The organism is Siminovitchia acidinfaciens (assembly GCF_003605385.1).
Taxonomy (GTDB): domain Bacteria; phylum Bacillota; class Bacilli; order Bacillales; family Bacillaceae_C; genus Siminovitchia; species Siminovitchia acidinfaciens.
Window position 1 is genome coordinate 234,352 of the sequence record NZ_QYTV02000004.1, and the last position, 24,727, is coordinate 259,078.

A 24,727-nucleotide genomic window follows, 5' to 3' on the forward strand; every position below is an offset into this window, starting at 1 on the left:
CCAAAATTATATACCATACATACCATTGTAATCAATTAGCCATGAGAAAGAATAGTTTATCTAAGTAGCAACAATGCGGCATAACTGATAGACCCCCTTTTATTGTATTAGTTTTACCTTGATTTACACAAAATTAAAGAAGTATAATGATTTTAATGAAAGGGGAGAAGGAATTGAGTTTTTTTAAACGTATATTCTCACCTGCAAAAGCAGATAAGACAATGCCAGGGCAGCCGAAACATTCTATTGAGAAAAAAAACACATCTTTAGAAATACCGAACCGTTCTGTAGAAAGCCAAAATATTTCTTTAGAGAATCAGAGAGATTCCACAGAGGATTACCCATATAATGATGAAGGATTTTATATTCATGTGAAAAACAGAACCACCAATTATAAAGTCACAGTTGTAATGCCTGTTTATAATGCCGAATTAACTGTACGGAAAACTATCGATTCTGTAATTAATCAAACAATTGGTTTTGAAAATATAGAGTTTATTATTGTGGATGATCGTTCTAACGATGATTCTCGTACAATAATTTTGGAGTACTCAGAAACATACCCCAATGTCATTCCTGTTTTCTTAAAAGAGAATACCGGATCTCCAGCTATCCCTAGAAATTTGGGTATAAATTTAGCAAATGGGAAGTATATCATTTTTATTGATTCCGATGACTGGTTTAGTGAAAATGGTTTGAAATTACTGTACGAAACATTGGAAAGAACAGGGAACGACTATGCTATCGGAAAAACAATTCAAGTAACAGATAAAAGAATGAAGATTGTTGGAGAATATAATAATTGTATGGCGAGAGATTTTGTTGACCCATATTCTATTCCACATTTATTTCATCATTTAGGCCCAACCGCAAGAATGATGAAGACAACTTTTATAAAAGATAACAATATTAAGTTTCCTAATATGAAATTTGCTGAGGATAAGCAATTTTTCATTGATGTGTTAACAAAATGTTCTACAATATCTACTTTAGATGATGTTATTTATTATGCGAACCGATTGAAGGAAAACAAAAGTTTTACAACAACAACTTCTATATTTGAAAAAACAGACACCAATATAAAGGTAATTAAATATGTTATCGATAAACAATTGCCTGAAAAAATCGAAAAAATGATTTTAAATAGGTTGTATGAGTTTGACTGTATTACAAGGCTTTTTAATAGGAAACATTTCTTAAATTCGAAAGAAAAGGAAAAGTATTTTGAAAAGTTCGGCGAGGTTTTAGAGACAACCAAAAATTTAAATTACGATTTTACTGAGATTTTTTTTGAACCATGGCATAAAGTCCTTGTTACGCTATTTAAAGAGGAAAGATTTGATGATATTACTTCTCTAATAAACTGGAGTTTAAATGAGAGCATTAAGAACACAATAGTTAGAGATGGTTTACCCTATTATCTTCTTCCATTGAATAATGAGAACCAATTCACGCGAGTTAATATGCTTGCATACCACAAAAGTTCGAGCAAGGATACTGATTCATTATTATTGCGCCTTAATGTATATGGCGATCAAATAAATGAGATGGATTCATTTGTTATCCGCCAAAGGGATAATGAATTAAATCAAATTGAACTGCCTCTAAATAAAGTTAGCACTCATGAATATGAAGTTAAAATTCCTTATGAGCAAATAGCTACTCTCACCAGTGCCAGTTATGCTACCTTTATAAAATATAGTAATTATCTAAAGCTTTTCATCAAAATGGATACACGCAAAATTATAAACTTTGATGATAAGACAATTGACTTTTATACAACAATAGGAGATAACTTTGGTGTGAATATTAAATAAAAAAACATCATACCTTACACAAGAAAAAGCACCCAGATTTCTTCTGAAATCAGGTGCTTTTTCTTGTGTAAGGTATCCGATTATTTAAACCTAGGAATATCAAATTCTAAAGAAGGATTAATTAATTGATCGTATAGCGATTTTATTCTAGCTGTCTGTTTAACAGCCCATCCTACATCTGTCGCATATTGTTTAGGCGGATAAATAAAGTTCCACCTCATTTTATAAATAGTATTTTGGTTGTATTGATTGTGAATATAATCTTCACCAATAAACTTTGCTCCACCTACAACCGCCTTATAAGGAGTATCCCATCCCTGTTCATAGGCGTGGATGGCCCCGCAAGTATTCGGACAAGAATCATATGCCTTTATTCCAAACATATTATAAACTTTTTTGATGTCTTTTAAACTTTTTCTATTACTTGAAGTAACAAGTACAGCTTTTCCGCTACTATCCTTTCCTACTTCAATACCTTTAGCTAAATTAGATGTCCCTTGTCCAGTCTCTAATAACGCATGTGATATTAAATATATCTCATTAACAGAATGCCTTTTTCCTCCATCAATAAATGCTTGTCCCAGCCCTTGTAATACACCTTTACCAACTAAAACTTTATTTAATTCGGTTGCACCGACGCCAACACTTGAAGTTAATAATAGGTGCTGATAGGGGCTATTTTCATTTGGATTCAGGTATTGTTCAACATCACTGGCTTTTGCATTTCTCCATGCACCATAGCTAATCTCATGCCATGTACTACCTTCTTTTATAATATTCACTTGGGTCCCTTTAGGCAGAGTTGCATAAACATGACTATTTGAGCTAGCGGATTCCCGAATATTTACGTTAGCAGTAGTTGTACCTACCATTGCATTCGGATTAACCAAGGAGGAGTGTACGTATAAAGTGCTTTTATTATAATTAATTTTATACCACGTTCTACTTCCTTCATGTAAATCTCCATCAACTGTACCTAAGATTGTTACTTTTGTTCCACTGTTTACAGTTGTAGAAATATTATCGCCGAATTCGGGAGTTGTTCGCAATCTTACTAAACTCCCTGTTATAACTCCTGATCTAACAATATCAACAAAATCTTTATGGATAAAAGCATTTTGATTGCGATACTTGTCGGTTTGTGGGGATCTCTTCATTTGAATATTTACAGCTTCCTGGAATGTTAAATTATAATCAGTATATCTTGTACTAGAGTCTTTAACTTCACTAAAGCGAACCCACACTGTTTTTCCATTTATCTTTCCTCGGTACCAAATACTTGTTCCAACTTTTTCCGTTAGCTGAACATTAAAAGCTTGATTAGAATACTTTTTAAGATCAGGATAAATATAGTCTTTACGGCCTCCCCATGCTTTACTATACGCACTGCCTGTTCCCTTGAGATAAAAAGTTTTATTTTCTTTGTCAACAACTACGTGAGGATGGGATGTTATGTCTGCTGCTTTTACCCAGCCTATTAAGCCTTTAATGCTGCTTGGTTCTTTGCTTATTAGGTAAAACGTTTGTCCATTTATAATAGATTGTTTCTTTATATAATAGACAGAGTGTGTATAAGTCGATCCTGCTGTAAAAGCGGAACTAAAGTCTGGTCTATATATCTTTACTTTTGAACTTTTTAGATGGCCAAGCCTGCTAGTTTTACTTTCTTTTGACTCACCTACATACTTACTATGAATCCATACTGTTTTTCCTTTTAACTTTCCTCTATACCAAACATTTTTTCCAACCGATTCGGTTAAATGAACCTGAAACGCATGATCCTTATATTTGGCAAGATCCGAATATATATAATCCTTCCGGCCTCCCCATGCCTTACTATACGCACTGCCTGTTCCTATTATAAAAAATGTTTTTGGTTGCTTATCAACTACTAGATGTGATTGTGTCGATAGGTCTGAGGCCTTTACCCACCCGATAACGCCTCTTTCGCTGCTAGGCTGCTTACTAATCAAATAATAAGTTTCACCATTAATTAAAGCCTGCTTCTTTATATAGTAAACATAATTGGTGTAAGTTGATCCTGCTCCTATAGAAGAATTAAGACCCAAATCATTATAGATCCTAACTTTTGAACTTCTAATATGACCTAATTTGCTAGTTTTACTTTCTTTCACTTCAAAAACATTACCACTATGAATCCATACTGTTTTTCCATTTAGTTTTCCCCGGTACCATATATTATTACCAACAGTCTCGGTTAAATGTACTGCGAACATCTGGCCTTTATATTTTGAAAGGTCAGGGTAGATAAAATCCTTTCTCCCTCCCCAAGCTTTGCTATATGCACTGCCTGTTCCTTTAATATAAAAGGTTTTTGCACTTTTATCTGCCAACAGATGCTGTTGGGTGGATAAATCTAACGCTCTTACCCAGCCTACAATACCTCGAACGCTGCTAGGCTGCCTACTGATTAGGTAATAAGTCTGCCCCTTAACAATCGCTTGTTTCTTTATATAGTAAACATGGTGAGTATAGGTCGGTCCTGCTATGATTGACGATTGCAAACTCAAGTCAGAATAAATTTTGACATTTGAATTTCGAATATGCCCAAGTCTACTTGTTCCTTTTTCTTCGATTTCATTCGTTGCTTGAATTTGAAACGCTTGATTTTCTCCACTTTGAACATCTAGTATTGCTTTCCCAGAATTGTTGTCTTCTACTATAGACTCTTTTACTTTAATGTTCTCTTTAATTGGCTTAGAAGTGTCTAATTCCTCATGACTCTCTTTTTTTGAGGGTGCTTCAGTAGAATCTTCTATTTTTCCAGTTTCCTCTTTTTTCTCTACTACCGGACTTGAAACATCAAATTGGGATTCAACCTTTATTTCAGTTGTTTCTTCATTTTCCGGCGATGGGTTTGATTCCTTTTCACTATTATTAATAGCAGGAATTGATTCACTGTCAGTTTGTTCATTGATAACCTCTTCAGCTAGTAAATGATTTGGAAATGAAGAAAAAATTAAGAGTATTGCAATAAAAAATGATAACTTCCTCATGGGTTTCCTCCTTATATTTTCATATATTGTTAAAGAAAGCCATATTATCCTAACAATGTACTCGGCCTCCTAATTCTCGTCATACTAGTAACATTTTGGAATAATGACTGTCTAATTATAGCATATTTAGTAAGTTTTTCAGTTACTTTTTTGCCTTGTCAAACCAATTAATTCATCCAGTGGATGGTATTTCCTTTTTTTCTATCAAATTAATACTCTTAACCTATTAGGAAAGATTTTTATTTTTTCTATTGACATTTACGGGGGTTTGACTATTCGTCTCAACTAATTTATGATTTTATTTAGCATTGCAAAATTTTATAAGAGGTGCCATATGATTAAAGAATGGAACTTACTACGGGCTGTTGCTTGTTTAAGTATTGTTTTTCTTCATAGCACTACTCAAACTTCAAGAATTGTTGGTCATTTACAGAATGATTTCTATTCCCTTGGGAGAATATTGCTATGTTTTGCAACCCCTACGTTCATTGTCCTCTCAATTATCATTTTAGCTAATCGCTATTCTAATAAGATGCCTGATAACTTTTGGAAGAAGCGAATTAAATTTATATTAATTCCATTTATATCCTTCGGTATTATCGATGCCCTGGTTTCAAAGTACTTCAATGAAAATATATTGATTTGGGAAAAGATCCTAGAAAATATTTTCACCGGAAACTTTGTAGGATGGTTTATTTTAGTGATTTTTCAGTTGTATGCTCTCCATCATTTAGTTGTACATTTTAAGTTAGCCATGAGGTGGTTTTTGCCTACTAGTCTTCTATTAATGTTTTCCTACCTTTATATGATTAATAGTGGCTTAGTTAATCTAGGGGATTATTCACATATGAATAAACTTCCAATTATAGCATGGTTGGGATACTTTTCATTTGCGTTTATAATTGGTAAGCATTATAGCAGAATTTCTTTATTTCTTTTTCGTTATCGTTGGTGGACGCTATTATTAGTGGCAATTTCATTAATTATCGTCTACTTTTCATATGAAGCAGGCATAAGAGGTGTGCATTCAAGAAGATTAGATTTGTTTCCTTTAGTCTTTTCTATTAGCTCTGCAATATTAGCTTGGGGGCAGTTAATTCCCAATAATAATCTTATTAACATAATTAGTAACTACTCTTTTGGCATTTATTTAATCCATTGGCAATATCAGCGAATATTTGCAACTTATATTTCAAATTTATTTTCTAGCTACCTTGCAAATGTCACAGTTTTATTTGTCATATCGTTATTGGCATCAATCTTTACTGTTAAATTGATTTCTGTAATACCGTTTGGTTCCTTTATTGTAGGGAAAATTAAAAAGCGTAAACTTTTACAAGGTAATATTAAAAAACGGATAGATCAGAACGGAGAATTAGCTGGATAGAAAATTATCAAAGGTGCAGCTTTAAAGATCACACTTTATTTAGTCAGGATTAAAAGTTTCTTAATCCATTCTTTATGATTGCTACCTGTGATATATTTATAAATAAAGTTTAAAATTACGGAGGTTTCCGATGAAAAAAGTAATTACGTATGGAACATTCGATTTACTTCATACAGGACATATTAATATTCTGCGCCGAGCCAAGGAATACGGGGATTATTTGATTGTGGCAATTTCTTCTGATGAGTTTAACGCCTTAAAAGGAAAAAAGGCGTATTACACATTTGAGCAACGCAAAGCTATTCTAGAGGCTGTCCGCTATGTGGATGAGGTTATTCCCGAGCATACATGGGAACAGAAAGTAGAAGATGTTCAAAAGCACAATGTTGATGTCTTTGTAATGGGCGATGACTGGGAAGGAAAGTTTGACTTCTTAAAGGAGTACTGTGATGTTGTATACCTTCCAAGAACAGTAGGCATTTCCACAACAAAAATTAAAAATGACTTAAATAAAGCGAATAATGGTTAGGGAAGCTGCAATCCAGCTATATCTGTTTGTTTTTCGCTTTTTCTTTACATTATTCAGCTTTTGTCCCCAAAAGAAGAAAACAACATTCGTTGCTTCCTTTGGGGACAATGTTTTGTTTACGATGAAAGAGCTGAATAGGCAGACGGATGACCAAATTGTTATTTTAAAAACTGCTTCATGCCGGGTGGATTTTGAAGGAACTGTATTAAACTTTGAACCCAAGCATCTTATGGATTGGATTCGCTCCATTTATCATTTAGCGACTTCAGATGTGATTTTTATTGACAACTACTTTGGCTTTTTGGCATCAATCCAGTTTAAGCCAAATGTAAAATGCATCCAGCTTTGGCATGCCGCTGGTGCCATTAAGCAATTTGGACTTAAGGATCCTTCCATTGAAAATCGATCCCAAAAGGCACTCCAGCGATTTGAAAAGGTATACAGCCGATTCGATTATGTGATTGTAGGCGGCGAAAAAATGGCTAATATTTTTCTTGAAAGTTTTAGGATCAGAGAAGAGAACCTTCTCCGTACCGGAATTCCACGAACGGATTTCTTTTTTGACGAGACGGCCATGCAGGAAGCTGCCGATGCTTTAATAAAGGAATTCCCTCTCATTCAACAGAAGAAGGTCATTTTATATGCTCCCACATATCGCGAGAATGAATTCAATGTGTCATCCCTTCCGCTGGACATCGATCAAATGCATCAACAATTCAAAGATGAATATATATTATTGTTACGTCTACATCCTGCGGTCCGTTTAGATTTTTCCAATCACTACCCTGACTTTGTATTCGATGTATCTAACCACCCAGATATCAATCAGCTATTAATCGTGACCGACATTTTAATTTCAGATTACTCATCCATTCCATTTGAGTTTTCTCTTTTACAAAGACCCATGGCCTTTTTTGCATATGATTTGGAGGAATACGAAAAATCCCGAGGTTTTTGGGAACCGTACGAGCAGCTTGTTCCAGGCCCGGTTGTTTTTAATACAAAAGATTTGATTGAGGCCATACAAAAATATGATTTTGACTTTAATCAAATTGTAAACTTTGCAAATGAGTGGAACGAATTTTCGACAGGAACCTCCAGTACCCGCTTGATTCAGGCGATTTACGCAAAAGGGGAAAATGTGACAGGTGCAGATAATGGGTAACTTTCTAAATAATAGGTATGTACGGTAAACCCAAATGATAGTATTATAGAGAGTAGCGTATATACATTGAAAAGGAGTTCAACCCAAATGGGACGACAAAATGCTACATTAACAAAAAAACGAAAGCGTAGAAGGCGCATATTTTGGTTTGCCGTCTTTCCTTTGCTGCTTGTAGCTGCATTAGGAGCTTCTTACGGCACCTATTTATATAAGAAAGCTGAAGGCATGATGAGCGGGGCCTTTTTTGATGCACGCGGAAAGTCGGATCTCCGTGATAAAAAAGTAGACCCACATATTGATAATGTCTCAATTCTATTTATCGGGATCGATGAAAGTGAAAAGCGTGGATTTGCTGAAAACGCACGTTCTGATGCATTGATGCTCGCTACACTGAACGAAAAGGAAAAATCGGTAAAGTTGTTGACGATTCCACGTGACTCTTACGTCTACATCAAAGAAGTCGGCTATAACACAAAAATCAACCATGCACATAGTTACGGCGGGCCACGCGCGACCATTGAAACTGTTGAGGATTTATTGGAAATTCCGGTTGATTATTATGTCCGTCTTGACTTTGAAGCCTTCATGGCAGTTGTCGATGCACTAGGCGGAATTGACGTGGATGTTCCTTATGCATTTTCTGAACAGAATTCCAGAGATAAAGCCGGCGCCATTTCGTTGGAATCAGGCTGGCAAAAGCTTGACGGAGAGGAAGCACTTGCACTTGCAAGGACACGGAAGCTTGACAATGATATCGAACGCGGCAAACGCCAGCAGGAAATCATGAAAGCCATCGCCAAAAAGGCGGCTAGCGGAGCTTCAATAGCCAAGTATGGAAAAGTGATTGATGCAATCGGAGACAATATGCGGACAGACATGACATTCGATGAAATTAAAGCTTTTATTGATTACGCGGTTTCCGGTGATTTAGATATTGAGAGTTACACGATTGAAGGTCACGATACACGGATCATGAACAGCCAGGGCCAAAACATCTATTACTGGCAATTGGATGAGGATAACCTTGCTGAAGTAAAAGGCAAGCTGAAAGACCACCTGGATATCGCCACATACGATGGTACTGAGGTTGCCAAACCTGCTACACAGGAATAACTGAAGAGACTAAAGGATGCTGAGAAATCAGCGTCCTTTTTTGTTTATGAATAAGTACAAGCAAGATGATTATTAAGCCCTAAAAAACTCTAAGATGAAATGATGAACTATTAAAAACATCTAATGTTATGCCGATAATAATAAAGTAGAGAGCCTTATTATAAATACATTGTTTTTTACAATGTCTAACGGAATATTCCTGCTCAAAAGTGTATTGACTACACCATTATTATTGTTATATCATGACTTAGGTCTTATGGATAAAATTTCCTTTTATTGAATGGATTGATAGATAGTTGAAATTAATAGGCCACTATCTACCTTTTCAAATAGATCAATCAAAACTAAGGGGTGTACATAAGTGAAAAGGAATTTATTTTTATTGTTGTTGACGATAGGATTGACTATCGGTCCATTTGGCAACATGGTTGCTGCTCAAACAGTAAAAAAAGTAGTCGTTGACCCAGGGCATGGCGGCTGGGATTCCGGTGCAGTTGGTAATGGACTGCTTGAAAAAGATCTCACATTAAAAATTTCCCGAAAGGTAAATCAAAATCTAGTTAACAACTATGTTGTTGATACAAGAATGACACGGGATTCAGATGTCTACTTATCATTGAAACAGCGGACAGACTTTGCAAATAACTGGGGAGCCAATTTGTTCCTTTCTATTCACATCAATGCTAGCGGTGGATCAGGCTATGAAGATTATATCCACAACAAAACTGCAACTCCTGAGGATAAGAAGGTGCAGGCTGAAATAAACAAAGAAATAAACAAGATTCTTATTGAGTATAATAAGAAAAATCGTGGCCAAAAACAGGCAAATTTTCATGTATTAAGAGAATCAAAGATGGCTTCCATATTACTTGAAATACTTTTTATTGATAATAAATCAGATGCTCAACTATTAAAAAACGAAAAGTTTTTAAACGATATTTCAGAGGCGATTTCAACAGGTGTCGGTAATGCATTGGCTCTCCCTAAAAAAGGAAGCAACGTGGTTGGAACCTCTAATCCAAATAACTCAGCTATAGAAAAGGTTAATATCTCAAAGGCAACCGGGACTTACATTGTAACGGCAAATTCACTTAATGTCCGTACAGGTGATGGTACTAGTTATCCTACTATCGGATCTTTAAAAAAGAATGAACAGATAAATGTTACAGGGGTTACCTCTAAGAAATGGTATCAATTTTCTTATAAAGGGAAAACAGGCTATGTTAGCGGGGCGTATTTAAAAGTTAAGCCCGCCGTTCCTAAGCCTGCGCCGAAGCCTGCCGCTAAGCCAAAAAGTGATCCATTTAAGGTCACCAAAGCAAGCGGGACATACATTGTCACAGCCAACTCACTAAATGTGCGCACAGGAAACAGCACCAAATACAGTTCCCTTGGTTCTCTTAAAAAAAATAATCAAGTGAATGTAACGGGTAAAACATCAAACAATTGGTATCAGATCAAATTTAAAGGAAAAACTGGTTACGTTAGTGGAGCTTATCTGAGGGCTAAGCCTGTGGCCGCTAAGCCCGCTCCTAAGCCTGCATCGAAGCCTGCCGCTAAACCAAAAAGCGCCCCGGCCAAGGCTTCCAAAGTAAGCGGAACATATATTGTAACTGCCAGTTCTTTGAATGTACGCACAGGAAACAGCACCAAACACAGCTCTTTGGGCTCTCTCAAAAAGAATAATCAAGTAAGTGTAACGGGCAAAACTTCAAACAATTGGTATCAAATTAAGTATAAGGGAAAAACCGGTTATATCAGCGGGGCGTATTTGAAGATGAAAGCAGTTTAAGCAGCTAAACCAAAGCCCAAGAGCACCGTTAAAGTAGCTAAAGCAAAAGGTACATACAGGGTTACAGCAAGTAAATTGAATGTCCGATCAGGGAACACTGCTTCTCACTCAAAAATCGGAAGTTTAAGCCGAGGCAAAAGAGTCACTGTAACAGGCAAGACGCCGAACGGTTGGTACCGTATCAGTCATCTTGGCAAGGTTGGATATGTCAGTGGGCAATATTTAAAGGCATAAAGATTTTAATGAGGGGCGTGCTAATAGCACAGCCTCTTTCTATTTTTTCTGTTTTTTACTTTAGTATACTTCACCGACAAAAACTGCCTTTCACAAAAATCTCCCGCTCGCCACTCTTAAAACTCTATAATACTCCGGGATGGTAGATGAACGTTGTCCCCATCCGACTCTGAGACCATATCGGTTAACATAGTTCCAGTTATTAACCCACTCTTCAATCTCTGAATGGTCCGGCCCTCCTTTCAAACTTGTAAATGCTTTAATAACGGCTTTATTATGGTTGGTTATTTGCATTGCATTCCACTTATAAGCATCAAAAAGAGCACAAGCTCGGACCCTACGTCCGTTCTCATGCTCTTTTTCTGCGTTGTATGCGGTGTGCCTGCCTGCCCTCCATGATGCGGAGAAGCGGTTTGTAATCCTTGCTAACAAGGCCTACAATTTCTACAAATATTTCGATGGCGAAGATCAATACTAATAGAATCAGCAGTGATCCCCATACAGTCGACATGGAAAAAATGACGGCTGCCAAGCTGAACATCACAGCAATCCCATAAATAACAAGCACTGTCTGCCGGTGTGAAAAACCAGAGTTCAATATGCGGTGGTGCAAATGGTACTTATCCGGTGCCATTAGCGGCCTGTTGTGGATGATCCTTCGGATGATTGCAAAGAAAGTATCTGAAATAGGAACGCCCAAAATAATCACCGGAATGATTAATGAGAAAAAGGTGATATTTTTAAATCCAAGCAATGAAAGCAGGGCAATCATGTAGCCAAGGAATAACGCTCCCGTATCGCCCATGAATATTTTTGCCGGATAAAAGTTATAGACCAAGAAGCCTAATGTGCTCCCCAAAACAATCATCGCGATTGTTAATACAAACATATCCCCTTGTAAAAAGGCCATGAAGCTGACGGTTATGAGCGCAATGGAGGAAACACCTGCCGCGAGTCCGTCCAGGCCGTCAATTAAATTGATGGCATTGGTGATTCCCACAATCCAGAGGATCGTGATTGGTATGCTCAAATAACCGAACTGCAGCTCCCCTCCGAATGGAAGGTTGATAAATTCAAGGTCAAATCCACCGCTGATGGCTACGATTGCAGCAGTCACCTGCCCCAACAGCTTATATTTAGGGGCGATGTCATAAATATCGTCCAGCATCCCGGTGGCAATGATGATCAAACTTCCAATGACCAGATAGATCATGTGCGGATCCTCCGGCCTAAAAATTAAGAGTCCAACTAGGAAGCTGATGTATATGGCCAAGCCGCCCAGTCGGGGCATCAACGTTTTGTGCACCTTCCTGTGGTCCGGCTGGTCGGTTATTCTATATTTTATTGCAAGTTTTTTCACTAAAGGGGTAATTAGAATTGAGGCTATAAAACAAAGTATTAACATGAAAAACTCCAACTTTGTACCCCTCCTTAATAAAAAAATCCTAGTTTACTATAGTACATCATATCTCTATCCAATCCGGTTTTCAACTAGACCTGGAATCTTGTTTTCTTGTAAATATCACTTTAAGCATAAATATTGGGAGGAATGTCATCCTTTTCCACCTTTGCGGCTGTTTGATCAGTCGATAAAGCCATTCGATGTTCAGTTTGCGCCAAAGTGCGGGTGCACGCTTGACTGTTCCGGATAATACATCAAAGCTTCCGCCCACTCCCATGAAAATTCCTTGTTGGAACAAATGGGCGTTGTTCCTAATCCATCTTTCCTGCCTAGGAAAACCCAATGCAACAAACACTATGTCCGGATTGGATTCTTGAACCATTGTTGCCACTTCCGGATCTTCTTCATTAAAAAACCCATGATGACAGCCGGCAATTTGGATGCCAGGATAATCATGTTTGACGTTGTCGATTGCTTTATTCAGTACATTTTCCCTTGCTCCAAGAAAGAAAACCCTTAGTTGCTCCTTATTTGCGATTGTAAGGAGATCCTTCATCAAATCAAAGCCTGGAATTCTTTCGGGAAGCGGATTTTTTAAAAGCTTGGCCCCCATGATGATTCCAATCCCGTCAGGCAATATGTAATCTGCAGATTGGACAATATTTTTATACTGCGAATCCCGTTGGGCATACATCACAATTTCAGGGTTTGCCGTGACAATGAATGTTTTTTTATTATCCCTGATACGTTTTTCCAATGTATAGATAATTTCTGTTTTTGTTGTATGTTCAAACTCGATGCCGAGTACATCCACTTTTTTTGACATTTTTTGCTCCATTATTGAAAATCTTCTGGACTGATAATCTATTATATCAAATTTTGCGAGTGATTTGTTGAATTCCTACTATAAGGATCAACAAATATTATATCACGGTGGCTAAGCGTAAAGGTTAACAAATTATTACAGCTTGAGGTCACGGCATTACAGCTTGGGATCTGGCCCCAGCTTGGGGGGTCTGGCCCCCGCCAGTAATAAAGGGGGAGGCACCCTTTCGGCGGCCGCCCCGGCGCTAATCAAACGTTTGATTAATATAGTTTCCTGGGAGGTTTTGTCGTTTTTTAAGCGGAAATGGTTGGCGTAATAAGTTGTAGAAGCACATCATGGAGCTGCAATTCACAATTATGAATCTGGCCAGGCGTAGTCAAAAAATTTGAGATATCTAGCCACTCGGTTTTAAGAAAATAGATCTAGAAATATAATGCCATAGAGAAATAAAAGCAATGGTAGCTTTAGTTCATTAGGGTATGTTTTCCAAATATTGGATTATTCAATTCCATCCATCTCAATGTAGAGGAAGAAATCTTAATGGTTAAACATAACCATGTTCATCGAAAATCCCAGGGATTGATAAGTTGCCAATATTATTATTTTGTCCTCAATTATGCGGCTTCGATTAAGCATAAAATGCCCCCTTTAAGTATCCAGCTACCTGTCTACATAAAGGGGGCGTATCAAAAGAGTCTCGATCTATTCACCTATAGTTTATTTATCACGCTGTAATTTGCTTGCCGCTGCTTTATCAAGGATGATGGTGGCATTTGGATGGTTCTGTAGAACAGAAGCCGGGCAATCCACTGTAACCGGAGCATCAATCATGTTTCTGACTGCTTCTGCTTTGCCTTCCCCAAAAGCAAGCATCATGATCTCCTTGGCATTCATGATAGATGAGATTCCCATTGTGATGGCTCTTGTCGGCACTTCTTCCTCTTTATCAAAGAATCTCTTATTGGCTTCTCTAGTAGATGGAGTCAATTCGGCAATATGTGTAATTGAATCAAAGGAGGTTCCCGGCTCGTTGAAACCGATATGACCGTTCGGCCCCATTCCCAGTATTTGTAGATCAACAGGATGGTTCTTCAAAATCTCCTCGTATCGTTCACACTCTTTTTCCAGATCCTCAGCCACCCCATTAGGAACATTTGTCGTCGCGAAGTTCATATACTTGAACAACTCTTCATTCATGTAATAGTTGTAGCTTTGGGGATTGGTCGGTTCTAATCCCACATATTCATCGAGGTTTACAGTTGTCACATGAGAAACATCCGTATTCGTATCACGAAGTTTTTCATAAAGCTTTAGAGGAGTGCTTCCTGTAGCCAAGCCGATTGTTTTCAATCCTTCTTCAAAGCGCTTGATCACAATATCAAAAGCGGCTTTTGTTGCTTCTTCGGGGCTTTCAAATATTAACACGTTCATCTCATTTCCTCCTCACATAACTGGGACACATATGAACGAGAACTATATTTACTGCTTCATCATTTCGAAAAAAGGTCCTGATTATATACCAAATTTAGTAAACTGGCACCTAATAATTATAAAGCTCATGTTTTTTAGTTACAATAAAAATTCGTTGAAACGGTATGGTTTATTTTGGATGAGTATCCAGCATACCCGCGTAAACATTAGCCCCCGCAGGCTTCACTCCAGCCTTGATCAGCCGTTTGATTATTGTGATTTTTGTTGGATTTGGAGTTGTAAGAATCACTGGTAATTGAGCATCACTGCCGTATAGGCTTTTTACCATAGCCCGGATCCGTCTTCTGTAGAAACCCTCCGCACAAACGCCAAAAAAGTATCCAATGCTTTTGTACGATAAGGACTTGATGTAACGATAGAAAACTTCCTTGTGAAAGGTAACCCGTCGACCTGGATCATTTTTAACGTCCCCATGCCAAGTTCTTTACGGATCGCCCATTGTGAAAGTAAACTCATGCCCAGGCCCGCCTCCACTGATTCCTTGATCAACTGAATGCTTCCAAATTCCATCATTGAACTAGGAGTAATTTTTAGCGAAGCAAACAAGTTATCCGCAGCTTTTCTGGTCCCTGATCCGATTTCGCGGACGATCCATCTTTCTTTTTCCAAATCCTGCGGGGTGATTTTTTTATATTGGGCCAGGCGATGGTTCGGCGCTGCAACAATATACATCGCATCCTCCGCGAACGGCTCGATCATCAGCTTGTCATGCTGGAAGTCCCCTTCCACAATGCCAACGTCCATTTGGTGTTTTAGGACGAGTTCGGCAATGTCGCGCGTGTTGCCAATCGAGATAGTCGGTGCGACCTGCGGGTACTCGTCAAGCATGTCTGCAATGACATGGGGAAGGATGTATTCCCCGAACGTGTAGCTGGCTCCGATGGCTAGCGGACCGCTCGTCTTGTTCGTCAGATCATCGACTAGCCGCTGCATCTTTGTATACAGGCCGAGGATTTCTTTTGCATGGTCGTATACGATTTCCCCCGCCTTGTTCAGCTTTACATATTTATTCGTCCGCTCCAAAAGCCGCGTCCCCACCTCCCGCTCAAACGCCTGAATGTACTGACTCACCGCAGGTTGCGTCATATGAAGTTCTTCCGCAGCCCGGGAAAAATTCTTCTTTTCTGCCACTGCTATGAACACTTCGAGTTGCTGGTCCATTTTTGTGCCCTCCCGAGGCCTGACACCCCGGCACATTAACGATTAATCCCTGGGGGACAGACCCTGTATATAAATTACTTATCATTACTATTATAATGATTTATTTTTCTTATACATGCAAATCCCTTATTCTGAAATCAAGCAACAGAATGGAAGGGTGAATCATGTGGGCATATTAAAAGAAAAAAAGGAAGAGAGTGTAGTATTGGCTGAGAAAAAAGCGGCTCCATCACCTAAGAAAAATTCCACTGGACTATGGATTGGCGGAATAGCATTTACTTTTTTCATTGCCTTCCTAGGCTTTTTATTGGCGAAAGTTCCGGGGTTCAGCCTGGTTGGCCAGATGGCATCTGCGATCATCATTGCGGTTGCCTATCGACAGTTATTCGGATACCCGGAACCGTTGAAAGCTGGGATTAATTTTTCATCAAAAATACTGCTGCGAGCAGCCATAGTTTTATACGGACTGAAGTTGAATATCCATACAGTACTTGAGGATGGACTCGGTTTGCTCGTCCGAGATGTCCTGATTATTGTCGTGGCGATTTTACTGACAGTATGGCTGGCAAAAAAATTGAAGGCGAACCCGACGATTTCTTTGCTACTTGGTGTTGGAACCGGGGTGTGCGGAGCTGCTGCGATTGCCGCTGTGGCCCCCATCATCAAAGCGGAGGACGATGATACGGCGATCAGCGTCGGGATCATCGCGTTGATGGGAACGATTTTCGGGATTGTCTATACAATTCTACGCCCGATTTTACCTTTGTCACCTGCGGAATATGGCGCATGGACAGGAATGAGCCTGCACGAAATTGCGCACGTCGTCTTGGCCGGGGCGCCCGGCGGACAGGAAGCGCTTGGTATCGCGCTGTTGGCCAAATTAGGGCGAGTCTTCTTGTTGGTGCCCCTCTGTTTCATATTGATGTTTTGGATGAAAAAGAAGACGGGTGCAGATGCTGCAGATGGCGCAAAGGTAGGCTTCCCTATGTTTCTGCTCGGATTCATCGCGATGAGCTTAGTCGGCACGTATGTGATCGGATTAGTTGTTGTGGTTCCCGACGGTGTAATGGAAGCGATTGGAAGCGGGACGACATGGCTCTTGACTGCGGCTATGGTAGGGCTTGGCCTGAACGTCAGCTTGGCGGATGTTAGGAAGAAAGCGCTGAAACCATTGATTGCAATGAGCGTAGCTTCCGTTGTGTTGTCGGTGTTGGCGTTTGTGTTGGTATAAGTGGTGAAAATGGAGGGGTTCAGCGGGGCTGGACTCCTCCATTGACTCAGGAATATGCTCTTGAAAGTCCTATGACTTTTCGAGAATACTCTTAAATTCTATCGACTTTTCGAATAAATCATCAGGAAAGGTTCATCCCTTAGCCGAACCAACCTACCTCACCGAATCTAATATTTGCACGCCCTCCCCGGATGGAATCTTGCCTGAAATGCCCTGCTCCCTTTTTATGGTAAAACTTCACCTCCTTCTGCCAGGTTTATTTTTCTGAAACTTGATTCCCATCAGGTTTTCCATGCAATCTTCCCATGCGTTTCTCCTCATGAAGTTGCCCTGCAATTTTTGTAAAATGATGGGACACTTTCGAAAAGGAGGATCTTATTCATGAGGAGAATTGGCATATCGATTTTATCTTTATTGCTAGCTATCATACTTGTGCCTGTTTTTCCACAGACTTTTGCAAGCGCTGACAAGTTCAATCCCACGAACGAGACGGCTGTCGGGAAGGACGGCATGGTTGTGACTGCTCATCCGGAGGCATCGAAAATCGGTGCTAAGGTGCTGCAGACGGGAGGAAATGCGATGGACGCCGCGATTGCCGTTCAGTTTGCGCTGAATGTTACTGAACCGATGATGTCAGGGATTGGCGGCGGCGGTTTTATGATGGTGTATGATGCGAAGACCAAGGACATTTCCATCATCAACAGCCGGGAACGCGCACCAGCAGGAGCCACACCGGATATGTTTCTTGATGAAAATGGAAAACCCATCCCCTTTGCAAAACGTCATACCCATGGGAATGCAGTCGGGGTTCCGGGTACTTTAGCCGGATTATATGAGGCTCATGAAAAATGGGGAACGAAAAAGTTCCATCAGCTTATCCAGCCTTCGATCAAGCTTGCTGATAAGGGAGTAAAGGTCAACTGGGTGTTGGCAGATGCAATTAAAGATAACAAAAATAAACTGGCCAAGTCTGCGGCAAAAGATGTTTTTCTTCCGAATGGGGAACCCTTGAAGGAGGGAGACATCCTTGTTCAGAAGGATTTGGCCCGGACGTTTAAGCTTATCCAAAAGCAGGGGCCGGATGTTTTTTATCATGGTGAGGTTGCTCAGGCGATTGCCGGAACTGTCCAGGATTTCGGCGGCAGCATGACAGCGGATGATTTGAAAAATTACCGCCTGACTGTTGACAAGCCGCTCTATTCTGAATATAAAGGGTACGAGGTCGCTTCCATGCCTCCTCCAAGCTCCGGCGGTCTGACAGTTTTACAGATTCTAAAGCTGTTGGAGCCATTCAATATCAGCCAATACGGAATTCAATCTCCGGAAAAATATCACCTTCTGGCAGAGGCCATGCACCTTGCCTATGCGGACAGGGGCGCTTATATGGGTGATCCTGAATTTATTGAAATTCCTGTAAAAGGATTGTTGCATCCAGATTATATTGCTGAAAGAAGCAGCCTGATCAGGATGGATCAAGCGAATCCAAATGTTCAGCCCGGAGATCCATGGGCGTACGAAGATGGCCGTGCTGCTTCCTACGTTGAGCAAAATGATGAAAAAGCGATTGGACAAACGACTCATTTTACTGTAGCGGACAAATGGGGCAATATTGTCACTTATACAACGACGATTGAACAGCTGTTTGGCACCGGGATCATGGTTCCAGGATACGGCATCATGCTGAATAATGAGCTGACCGATTTTGACGCTGTGCCTGGTGGATCCAATGAGGTTCAGCCAAACAAACGACCGCTCAGCAGTATGTCTCCGACAATGCTTTTAAAAGACGGAGAGCCATTCATGACGGTCGGATCGCCTGGTGGCCCAACGATCATCACGTCTGTTTTGCAAACAATTTTGAACGTAGTCGATTATGATATGGACTTGAAATCGGCCATTGAAGAGCCAAGAATATACAGCAACCAATACCCGAATATCCGTTGGGAACCAGGTGTTCCGGATATAGCGCGTGCACGACTTGCACAAATGGGCCATAGATGGGATGCTGTTCCGGGTGAAATCGGAAACGTTCAGGCTCTTATGGTGGATCCGGAAACTGGCCTGTATTACGGTGCGGCCGACTCAAGCCGCGAGGGATCGGCCATTGGTCTTGGAAAAAAGAAAAAGGGCAATGGAAAAGGGCATGATAAAGGAAAAGGTAATGGTAATAATTAATAATTAAAACGCGTCATGCCGGGCATTCCGGCATGGCGTTTTTGATCTAAGGAGCGGACCGATCTTGGAAGTACGTCCATGTCGGCCGGAATCATGGCCAGTTCCTATCACACCGGACTCGGATCCTATTACTTCAACTGCGGAAATTTCAGATTCTCTAATAAAAACAACCACTCCTTTCCTTCCCAAATGCTACATCCTCCGTGCCTTCAGCAACCCATTCGCCTTGTTGATCGTTTCTTTGTATTCCAGTTCGATTTTTGAATCATGGACGATTCCTGCTCCGGCCTGCAGATAGGCAAGCTCCTCTTTGATGACGAGCGAGCGAATGGCAAGGGCAAAGTCGACGTCGCCGTTGGCGTTGACGTAGCCGAGCGCACCTGAATATACACCGCGTTTGACGTCTTCCAACTCGTTGATGATCTGCATGGCACGCACCTTTGGTGCACCGGACACGGTTCCGGCCGGAAGGCAAGCAATCAATGCGTCGAGTCCGGTTTTTCCTACATCCAGGGTTCCCTCCAGTTCGGAGACGATGTGCATGACGTGGCGATAATATTCTATTTTCATTTCTTTGGTCAACCCGATTGTTTCAGGAACGCAGATTTTTTCCATATCCTCGCGGCTCAGGTCGATGAGCATGCGGTGTTCGGACAGTTCTTTTTCATCGGCTAAAAGCTCGACGGCAAGCGCCCGGTCCTCTTCGTCCGTCCGCCCCCTGCGGCGTGTTCCCGCAATGGGGTTGGTGCTCATCTGCTGACCTTTCGATTTAATGAAGCTTTCCGGCGAAGCGCCAAGCACAACATATTCCCCGAAATCAACGAAGAACATGTATGGCGACGGGTTGGAATTTCTGAGCACCCGGTAAAAATGGAACGGATCTGCCTTCACTTCCCCGCTCATCCGCTGCGACAGTACAACTTGCTCCACTTCGCCGGACAGCACGTAGTCCTTCGCTTTCTTAATCCGCGTCATGAATTCCTCTTTTTCGAGCTGGGGCTGAAATTCAATTTCGCAAGCAGCCAAAGTTTCGTCCACATTCCCTTGGAAAATTTGCCCTTCGATATCGGACACCCGCTTTTCCAGTTGCTCTTCCGTACGATTGCCGTCCAAGTCGATGGCAAGGATGTAGATGGATTGGGCCAGGTGATCAAACACAATCACGTCTTCGTAGACTAAAAAATGGATATCCGGCATTCCGATTTCATCCTCCAAAACTTCTCCAATATCGGCATATTGTCGGATTGCATCATAGCCAACATAGCCGACGGCACCTCCATAAAAAGGAAACGGAAGATCGGCTTCAACCTTAGGCAATACGGACTGCAATGTTTTGAGGGGCAGGCCGACTTCCTCCAAGAGCACTTCCCCATTCGCTGAAACAACCTCCGCTCTTGCACCTTCGGCCGTAATTTCTTTGATTGGGTTTACGCCTATGAATGAATACCGCCCCTGTTCATTGTGTTTCAACGAGCTTTCCAGTAAAAATTTCTTTACTCCTTCAAGTCGTAAAAAAACGGTGATTGGCGTTAAAACGTCCGCGTTCAGCTTTGTCATCTTCATGTTTATGTTTTGTACAGTTGTGGTCATTTGCTCATTTCCCTTTCTTTCTTGAGTATTTTGGGGTTAGACCCCAAACAAAAAAGCCCTCGAACAAGCATGTTTTGCTTGTTCGAGGGCGATCATAACCGCGGTGCCACCTCGTATTGGAGAATGAATTCTCTCCATCTTATTCAGACACGGGAAATTTGCCCATACTTTTCCGATGCCCTATCCATATAACGGTGGAATCCCGTGTTTCCCTACTGTGATTCAGGAAACAGCTCGCAAGCCCATTCTGCCCGATTTTTCGCACCGGATTCCCACCAACACCGGTTCTCTGTACCGAAAAACTTCGAACATACTCCCCTTGCTCGACACGATTTCTGTATGGATTTTTTTAAAAAATCACAAGGCGCCCGGCCGACTTTAAGCGACGTCCTGCCCGTCGGCTAGACATATCGAATCATAATTCGATTTTCTTCCTTTTAAAGAAAAAGACAAAAAGGCCCCTCATCCGAAAGGACGAGGGACCGCGTTGCCACCTTTTTTAGCTTTGTAAAAAGCTCTCTCATAAACGCACGAAAACTTCCATGCGCGTTCCCATATAACGACGGGATGTTCGTCAAAGCCTACTGCCGGCCGGACCGGGTTCAGTTTGAAAGCTCGGAAGCCCATTCCCCTTTCGCTCCACACTGGTTTGCACCAACCACCAGCTCTCTGACGTTTCACGGAGGGTACTCTTCTTCGTCTACGCTATTTTCTGAAAGTTCATTCTGAATTGTAATTGATGATATAAAAAATCGGCCCAAATGTCAATAGTTCTTGCGTAAATTCTTTTCCGGAAACTAATTGACTTTGGACCCTATTGCTACATTGCCAACCGGAGAAAATTTTTCGCCCATCATTTTTGTTCAGGCAAATCGCAGCTTCCATCAGCACAAGCGCCGCCTTGTGAATTGTCGCCGGATAAATCCTGAATTACAGGTCCTGACTGCTCTTCCTGCCAAACTTTTTCAAGTGCACTTAAAAAAGTTTCAGTTGGCTGCGCTCCCGAAATTCCGTATTTTTGATTAATAACGAAAAACGGTACGCCACGCACGCCCATCTGCTGGGCCATTTGCTCATCGCTGCGGACTTCATCTGCGAGGGTTGTTTCATCGGCAAGAAATTTGAGCACTTCTTCCCGATCAAGCCCCGCCTCTTGGGCAATGTCTGCCAGCACTTCACGGTCGCCCAGATGCCTGGACTCCGTAAAATAGGCTCGCAGCAGCTTTTCGGTAAGTTCCGCTTCTTTATTATTCGATTTGGCAAAATGTGTTAGACGATGGGCGTCGAATGTGTTGGTTGGAATCAGCGTATCAAAATTGAAAGTCAATCCGACTTCAGCAGCCTGCTGCCGCATTCCCTCGTTCGTTCTTTTCGCCTCTTCCACACTCATCCCATATTTGCTTGCCAGTATTTCGTGAATGCTTTGGCTTATGTCATGGGGTGCGTTCGGGTCAAGTTCAAAGCTTTTAAAATTGACCTCCACCTGAGCCCGGTGGGGGAACTTTTTCAAGGCCTGCTCCAGCCTACGCTTCCCAATGTAACAAAACGGACAAGCATAATCTGACCAAATTTCAATTTTCATATCGGCACCTCATTTTTTTAAAATTTCCCTGGAAAATTGGCACAAGAGGCTGCACATTATCACGGCTACGCGTTAAAGCTTCAAGGGAAACCTACAGAAAAGCTTGAATATTATCTGATGTTCCCCGCAAACTTTTCAGGCACTCCTCGTCCGGCCCCTATAGTTTTTTTGTATCAAAGCTTCCAAGCACACGTACATCGTGGCCGTACGTCCGTAAAATGGTGATGGCCTTTTGCATACTGACTTCTTGCACGCCCATTTGAGCTTCAATAAAAAAGCGGTAAGTACCGAGCTTTTTCTTTGTCGGGCGTGATTCAATCCAGCTCAAGTTGATATCGAGCGATGAAAAGACGTTCAGAATGATCGCGAGCAATCCAGGCCTGTCTTCGCCGGGAGTAATGAGCAACATGGATTTGGACGTTTCAGGAACCTCCGGTTTCTTGTTGGTCACTATCAAGAACCTTGTTGAATTACCCTCGAAGTCCTGGATGTTCCTTTTCGCAATTTCAAGACCAAATGTTTTTGCTGCCAACTCCGAAGCGATGGCTCCGGCACCTTTATTATTCGCTTTGACGAGTGATTCAGCCGCATTTGCCGTGCTGCTGAAGTGCTTTGTCTTCGCCTGGAGTTTCCTTGTAAAATCGCGGCATTGGGCGAGAGCTGGTCCAATCGACCAGATTTCCTCGATATCATCGATGTCCGCACCCTCCACTGTCAGCAAATGAAGAGCGATCGGCAAAATTGCTTCCCCTTCAATCCACACATCATAATTGATCAAGCCATCCGTTGTCATTGTGATTGTACCCTCAATCGCATTTTCAATCGGCACAATTCCCTTGTCCGCTTCCTGCTCCGCCACGGCCTCAAGCACATCGACGATCCCGTCACACATCATGAGCTCCGTGCCGTTCGGCGGGAAAAACCTTAATGCCGCTTCCTCTGAAAAAGTGCCCTTTGGCCCTAAGTACGCAACTTTCAAAATAATTTACCCCTTTTAGTTGAAAAATTAGCTGAAATAAGCCCAATTAATTGGCTCACTCCATTAATTGCACGGATTCGATACATGATTGCACGTATCCGGCGGTTAATTGCACGAATTGGCACCGTGATTGCACGAGTTACGCCCATAATTGCACGAAATCAGCCACCATTGCACGAATCACCATTTATGCAGTCCTTACGGATTGAATTTCCCATTCGAAAAAAATTCCGGCATACAGCCGGAACTTCTTTCGACAAATTTCGGGAAATTTCGGGGAGTGACAGGCACCCCTATTTGCTTAATGCTTCTGTCAAAGATGGGACGATCTGTTTTTTGCGAGAGACGACACCTTTTAATACACATTGGTTTTTATCCAATGAGACGTTGAAGGCCTGCTCGACGCTTTCCGCCGCTTTACCGTGCGCAATCGCCGTTGAGTCGTTCGTTAAAATGTCTGTTACTACGAATAGGAAAAGGTCCAATCCGCGTTCTTCGACCGCACGCTCGAGAGCTTCTTCGATTTCAGCTTTGCGGGAAAGGATGTCTTCGACGCCGATGGCGTTCACCTGCGCAATTTCCACTTTGGCCTGTCCCATTTGGAATGGTTTTGCATCCAAAGACAATAACTCTTCCGCAGTTTTACCGCTCACGTCCGCTCCGGCTTTGAGCATGTTCATTCCATATTCTTCCGGATCCACGCCTGCAATTTCCGCAAGCTCGCGTGCTGCTTGGACATCGCGCTCCGTGCATGTTGGAGATTTGAAAAGAAGCGAGTCGGAAATGATCGCGGACAGTGCAAGTCCTGCGATGTCTTTATCAATTTCAATGCCGTTTTCTTCGTACATTTTTTTCAAAATCGTAGCCGTACATCCGACAGGCTCTACACGGAAATAAAGTGGTTCGCTTGTTTCGAAGTTGGCAACGCGGTGATGGTCGATAACCTCAACAATTTGGACTTTTTCAATATCATCCGCACTTTGCTGGCGTTCGTTGTGGTCAACAAGGATGACCTTGCTCACTTCATTCGATACGGTGCTCACTTCACGCGGAGCTTCCGTGTTGAAAGTTTTTAGCGCGTATTCAGTTTCACCGTTAACCGCACCGAGACGGACTGGTTCAACGTTTTCTCCCAATTTAGTTTTTAGGTCAGCGTAGACAAGCGCCGAACAAATAGAATCTGTATCTGGATTTTTATGACCGAAAATGAGAATTTTTTCCATGACTCTACTCCTT

19 protein-coding genes and 2 other annotated features are annotated in these 24,727 nt (G+C 41.3%); of the genes, 9 read left to right on the forward strand and 10 right to left on the reverse strand.

The genetic code is table 11. The features are described 5' to 3' along the window. The first annotated feature begins 173 nt into the window (after positions 1–173). The gene (locus D4T97_RS11075; RefSeq protein WP_235872221.1) at positions 174–1,817 is read left to right on the forward strand and encodes a glycosyltransferase family 2 protein; all 1,644 of its coding nucleotides are present in this window, start codon (positions 174–176) and stop codon (positions 1,815–1,817) included. Positions 1,818–1,897: 80 nt separating this feature from the next. Here the strand turns inward: D4T97_RS11075 and D4T97_RS11080 are convergent, their stop codons facing one another. Further along, positions 1,898–4,834 (reverse strand): N-acetylglucosaminidase, encoded by a 2,937-nt coding sequence (locus D4T97_RS11080; protein ID WP_126050651.1) that lies wholly within the window; start codon positions 4,832–4,834, stop codon positions 1,898–1,900. Between the two features lie 334 nt (positions 4,835–5,168). Here D4T97_RS11080 and D4T97_RS11085 point away from each other — a divergent pair, with 334 nt between their 5' ends. The 6 genes from D4T97_RS11085 to D4T97_RS21090 all read left to right on the forward strand — a co-directional run bounded on the left by D4T97_RS11085 (position 5,169) and on the right by D4T97_RS21090 (position 11,054). Continuing rightward, positions 5,169–6,221, forward strand: coding sequence for an acyltransferase family protein (locus D4T97_RS11085; RefSeq protein WP_164525545.1), 1,053 nt, complete (start codon positions 5,169–5,171; stop codon positions 6,219–6,221). A gap of 130 nt (positions 6,222–6,351) precedes the next feature. Next, on the forward strand, positions 6,352–6,750 hold the full coding sequence (tagD, locus tag D4T97_RS11090) for a glycerol-3-phosphate cytidylyltransferase (RefSeq protein WP_126050655.1): 399 nt from the start codon (positions 6,352–6,354) through the stop codon (positions 6,748–6,750). A 121-nt stretch (positions 6,751–6,871) separates the two neighbouring features. Then, entirely contained in the window at positions 6,872–7,915 is a 1,044-nt protein-coding gene (locus D4T97_RS11095; protein WP_235872237.1) for a CDP-glycerol glycerophosphotransferase family protein, read from the forward strand. Between the two features lie 87 nt (positions 7,916–8,002). Beyond that, positions 8,003–9,028, forward strand: coding sequence for an LCP family protein (locus D4T97_RS11100; RefSeq protein WP_126050657.1), 1,026 nt, complete (start codon positions 8,003–8,005; stop codon positions 9,026–9,028). A 361-nt stretch (positions 9,029–9,389) separates the two neighbouring features. Further along, the gene (locus D4T97_RS11105) at positions 9,390–10,820 is read left to right on the forward strand and encodes an N-acetylmuramoyl-L-alanine amidase (RefSeq protein ID WP_126050659.1); all 1,431 of its coding nucleotides are present in this window, start codon (positions 9,390–9,392) and stop codon (positions 10,818–10,820) included. Positions 10,821–10,895: 75 nt separating this feature from the next. Beyond that, positions 10,896–11,054: an SH3 domain-containing protein gene (locus D4T97_RS21090; RefSeq protein ID WP_126050661.1), complete on the forward strand. Its 159-nt coding sequence runs from the start codon at positions 10,896–10,898 to the stop codon at positions 11,052–11,054. A 90-nt stretch (positions 11,055–11,144) separates the two neighbouring features. Here the strand turns inward: D4T97_RS21090 and D4T97_RS11115 are convergent, their stop codons facing one another. From D4T97_RS11115 to D4T97_RS11135, 5 genes are all read right to left on the reverse strand, one after another. After that, positions 11,145–11,348: a hypothetical protein gene (locus D4T97_RS11115; protein WP_126050663.1), complete on the reverse strand. Its 204-nt coding sequence runs from the start codon at positions 11,346–11,348 to the stop codon at positions 11,145–11,147. Positions 11,349–11,403: 55 nt separating this feature from the next. After that, entirely contained in the window at positions 11,404–12,471 is a 1,068-nt protein-coding gene (locus D4T97_RS11120) for a glycosyltransferase family 4 protein (RefSeq protein WP_126050665.1), read from the reverse strand. Positions 12,472–12,541: 70 nt separating this feature from the next. Further along, positions 12,542–13,282, reverse strand: coding sequence for a WecB/TagA/CpsF family glycosyltransferase (locus tag D4T97_RS11125; RefSeq protein ID WP_126050667.1), 741 nt, complete (start codon positions 13,280–13,282; stop codon positions 12,542–12,544). Positions 13,283–13,999: 717 nt separating this feature from the next. After that, positions 14,000–14,713, reverse strand: coding sequence for a glucosamine-6-phosphate deaminase (gene nagB / locus D4T97_RS11130; RefSeq protein ID WP_126050669.1), 714 nt, complete (start codon positions 14,711–14,713; stop codon positions 14,000–14,002). A gap of 321 nt (positions 14,714–15,034) precedes the next feature. Then, positions 15,035–15,934 (reverse strand): LysR family transcriptional regulator, encoded by a 900-nt coding sequence (locus D4T97_RS11135; RefSeq protein WP_126050671.1) that lies wholly within the window; start codon positions 15,932–15,934, stop codon positions 15,035–15,037. 166 nt (positions 15,935–16,100) lie between these two features. Here D4T97_RS11135 and D4T97_RS11140 point away from each other — a divergent pair, with 166 nt between their 5' ends. Together D4T97_RS11140 and ggt are read left to right on the forward strand one after the other, a co-directional pair. Next, positions 16,101–17,165 (forward strand): YeiH family protein, encoded by a 1,065-nt coding sequence (locus tag D4T97_RS11140; RefSeq protein ID WP_126050673.1) that lies wholly within the window; start codon positions 16,101–16,103, stop codon positions 17,163–17,165. 381 nt (positions 17,166–17,546) lie between these two features. After that, positions 17,547–19,340 carry a gamma-glutamyltransferase gene (ggt, locus tag D4T97_RS11145; protein WP_126050675.1) on the forward strand — a complete coding sequence of 598 codons (1,794 nt, stop codon included), beginning with the start codon at positions 17,547–17,549 and terminating at the stop codon, positions 19,338–19,340. A gap of 192 nt (positions 19,341–19,532) precedes the next feature. Here the strand turns inward: ggt and trpE are convergent, their stop codons facing one another. The 4 genes from trpE to D4T97_RS11165 form a co-directional block, all read right to left on the reverse strand. After that, positions 19,533–20,930 carry an anthranilate synthase component I gene (trpE, locus tag D4T97_RS11150; protein WP_126050677.1) on the reverse strand — a complete coding sequence of 466 codons (1,398 nt, stop codon included), beginning with the start codon at positions 20,928–20,930 and terminating at the stop codon, positions 19,533–19,535. 81 nt (positions 20,931–21,011) lie between these two features. Continuing rightward, positions 21,012–21,266: a binding site (T-box leader), on the reverse strand. 131 nt (positions 21,267–21,397) lie between these two features. Next, positions 21,398–21,642: a binding site (T-box leader), on the reverse strand. Between the two features lie 141 nt (positions 21,643–21,783). Continuing rightward, the gene (locus tag D4T97_RS11155) at positions 21,784–22,512 is read right to left on the reverse strand and encodes a DsbA family oxidoreductase (protein ID WP_126050679.1); all 729 of its coding nucleotides are present in this window, start codon (positions 22,510–22,512) and stop codon (positions 21,784–21,786) included. A 157-nt stretch (positions 22,513–22,669) separates the two neighbouring features. Next, positions 22,670–23,491, reverse strand: a complete 822-nt coding sequence (pheA, locus tag D4T97_RS11160; RefSeq protein WP_126050681.1) for a prephenate dehydratase — start codon at positions 23,489–23,491, stop codon at positions 22,670–22,672. Between the two features lie 293 nt (positions 23,492–23,784). After that, positions 23,785–24,714 (reverse strand): manganese-dependent inorganic pyrophosphatase, encoded by a 930-nt coding sequence (locus D4T97_RS11165; protein ID WP_126050683.1) that lies wholly within the window; start codon positions 24,712–24,714, stop codon positions 23,785–23,787. Positions 24,715–24,727: the final 13 nt, after the last annotated feature.

Excerpts from the sequence above, each read along its gene's own strand:
- D4T97_RS11080 (WP_126050651.1), bottom strand. The coding sequence starts at position 4,834 with ATGAGGAAGTTATCATTTTTTATTGCAATACTCTTAATTTTTTCTTCA.
- D4T97_RS11085 (WP_164525545.1), top strand. The coding sequence starts at position 5,169 with ATGATTAAAGAATGGAACTTACTACGGGCTGTTGCTTGTTTAAGTATT.
- tagD (WP_126050655.1), top strand. The coding sequence starts at position 6,352 with ATGAAAAAAGTAATTACGTATGGAACATTCGATTTACTTCATACAGGA.
- D4T97_RS11095 (WP_235872237.1), top strand. The coding sequence starts at position 6,872 with ATGAAAGAGCTGAATAGGCAGACGGATGACCAAATTGTTATTTTAAAA.
- D4T97_RS11100 (WP_126050657.1), top strand. The coding sequence starts at position 8,003 with ATGGGACGACAAAATGCTACATTAACAAAAAAACGAAAGCGTAGAAGG.
- D4T97_RS11115 (WP_126050663.1), bottom strand. The coding sequence starts at position 11,348 with ATGCAAATAACCAACCATAATAAAGCCGTTATTAAAGCATTTACAAGT.
- D4T97_RS11125 (WP_126050667.1), bottom strand. The coding sequence starts at position 13,282 with ATGTCAAAAAAAGTGGATGTACTCGGCATCGAGTTTGAACATACAACA.
- nagB (WP_126050669.1), bottom strand. The coding sequence starts at position 14,713 with ATGAACGTGTTAATATTTGAAAGCCCCGAAGAAGCAACAAAAGCCGCT.
- D4T97_RS11135 (WP_126050671.1), bottom strand. The coding sequence starts at position 15,934 with ATGGACCAGCAACTCGAAGTGTTCATAGCAGTGGCAGAAAAGAAGAAT.
- ggt (WP_126050675.1), top strand. The coding sequence starts at position 17,547 with ATGAGGAGAATTGGCATATCGATTTTATCTTTATTGCTAGCTATCATA.
- trpE (WP_126050677.1), bottom strand. The coding sequence starts at position 20,930 with ATGACCACAACTGTACAAAACATAAACATGAAGATGACAAAGCTGAAC.
- D4T97_RS11155 (WP_126050679.1), bottom strand. The coding sequence starts at position 22,512 with ATGAAAATTGAAATTTGGTCAGATTATGCTTGTCCGTTTTGTTACATT.
- D4T97_RS11165 (WP_126050683.1), bottom strand. The coding sequence starts at position 24,714 with ATGGAAAAAATTCTCATTTTCGGTCATAAAAATCCAGATACAGATTCT.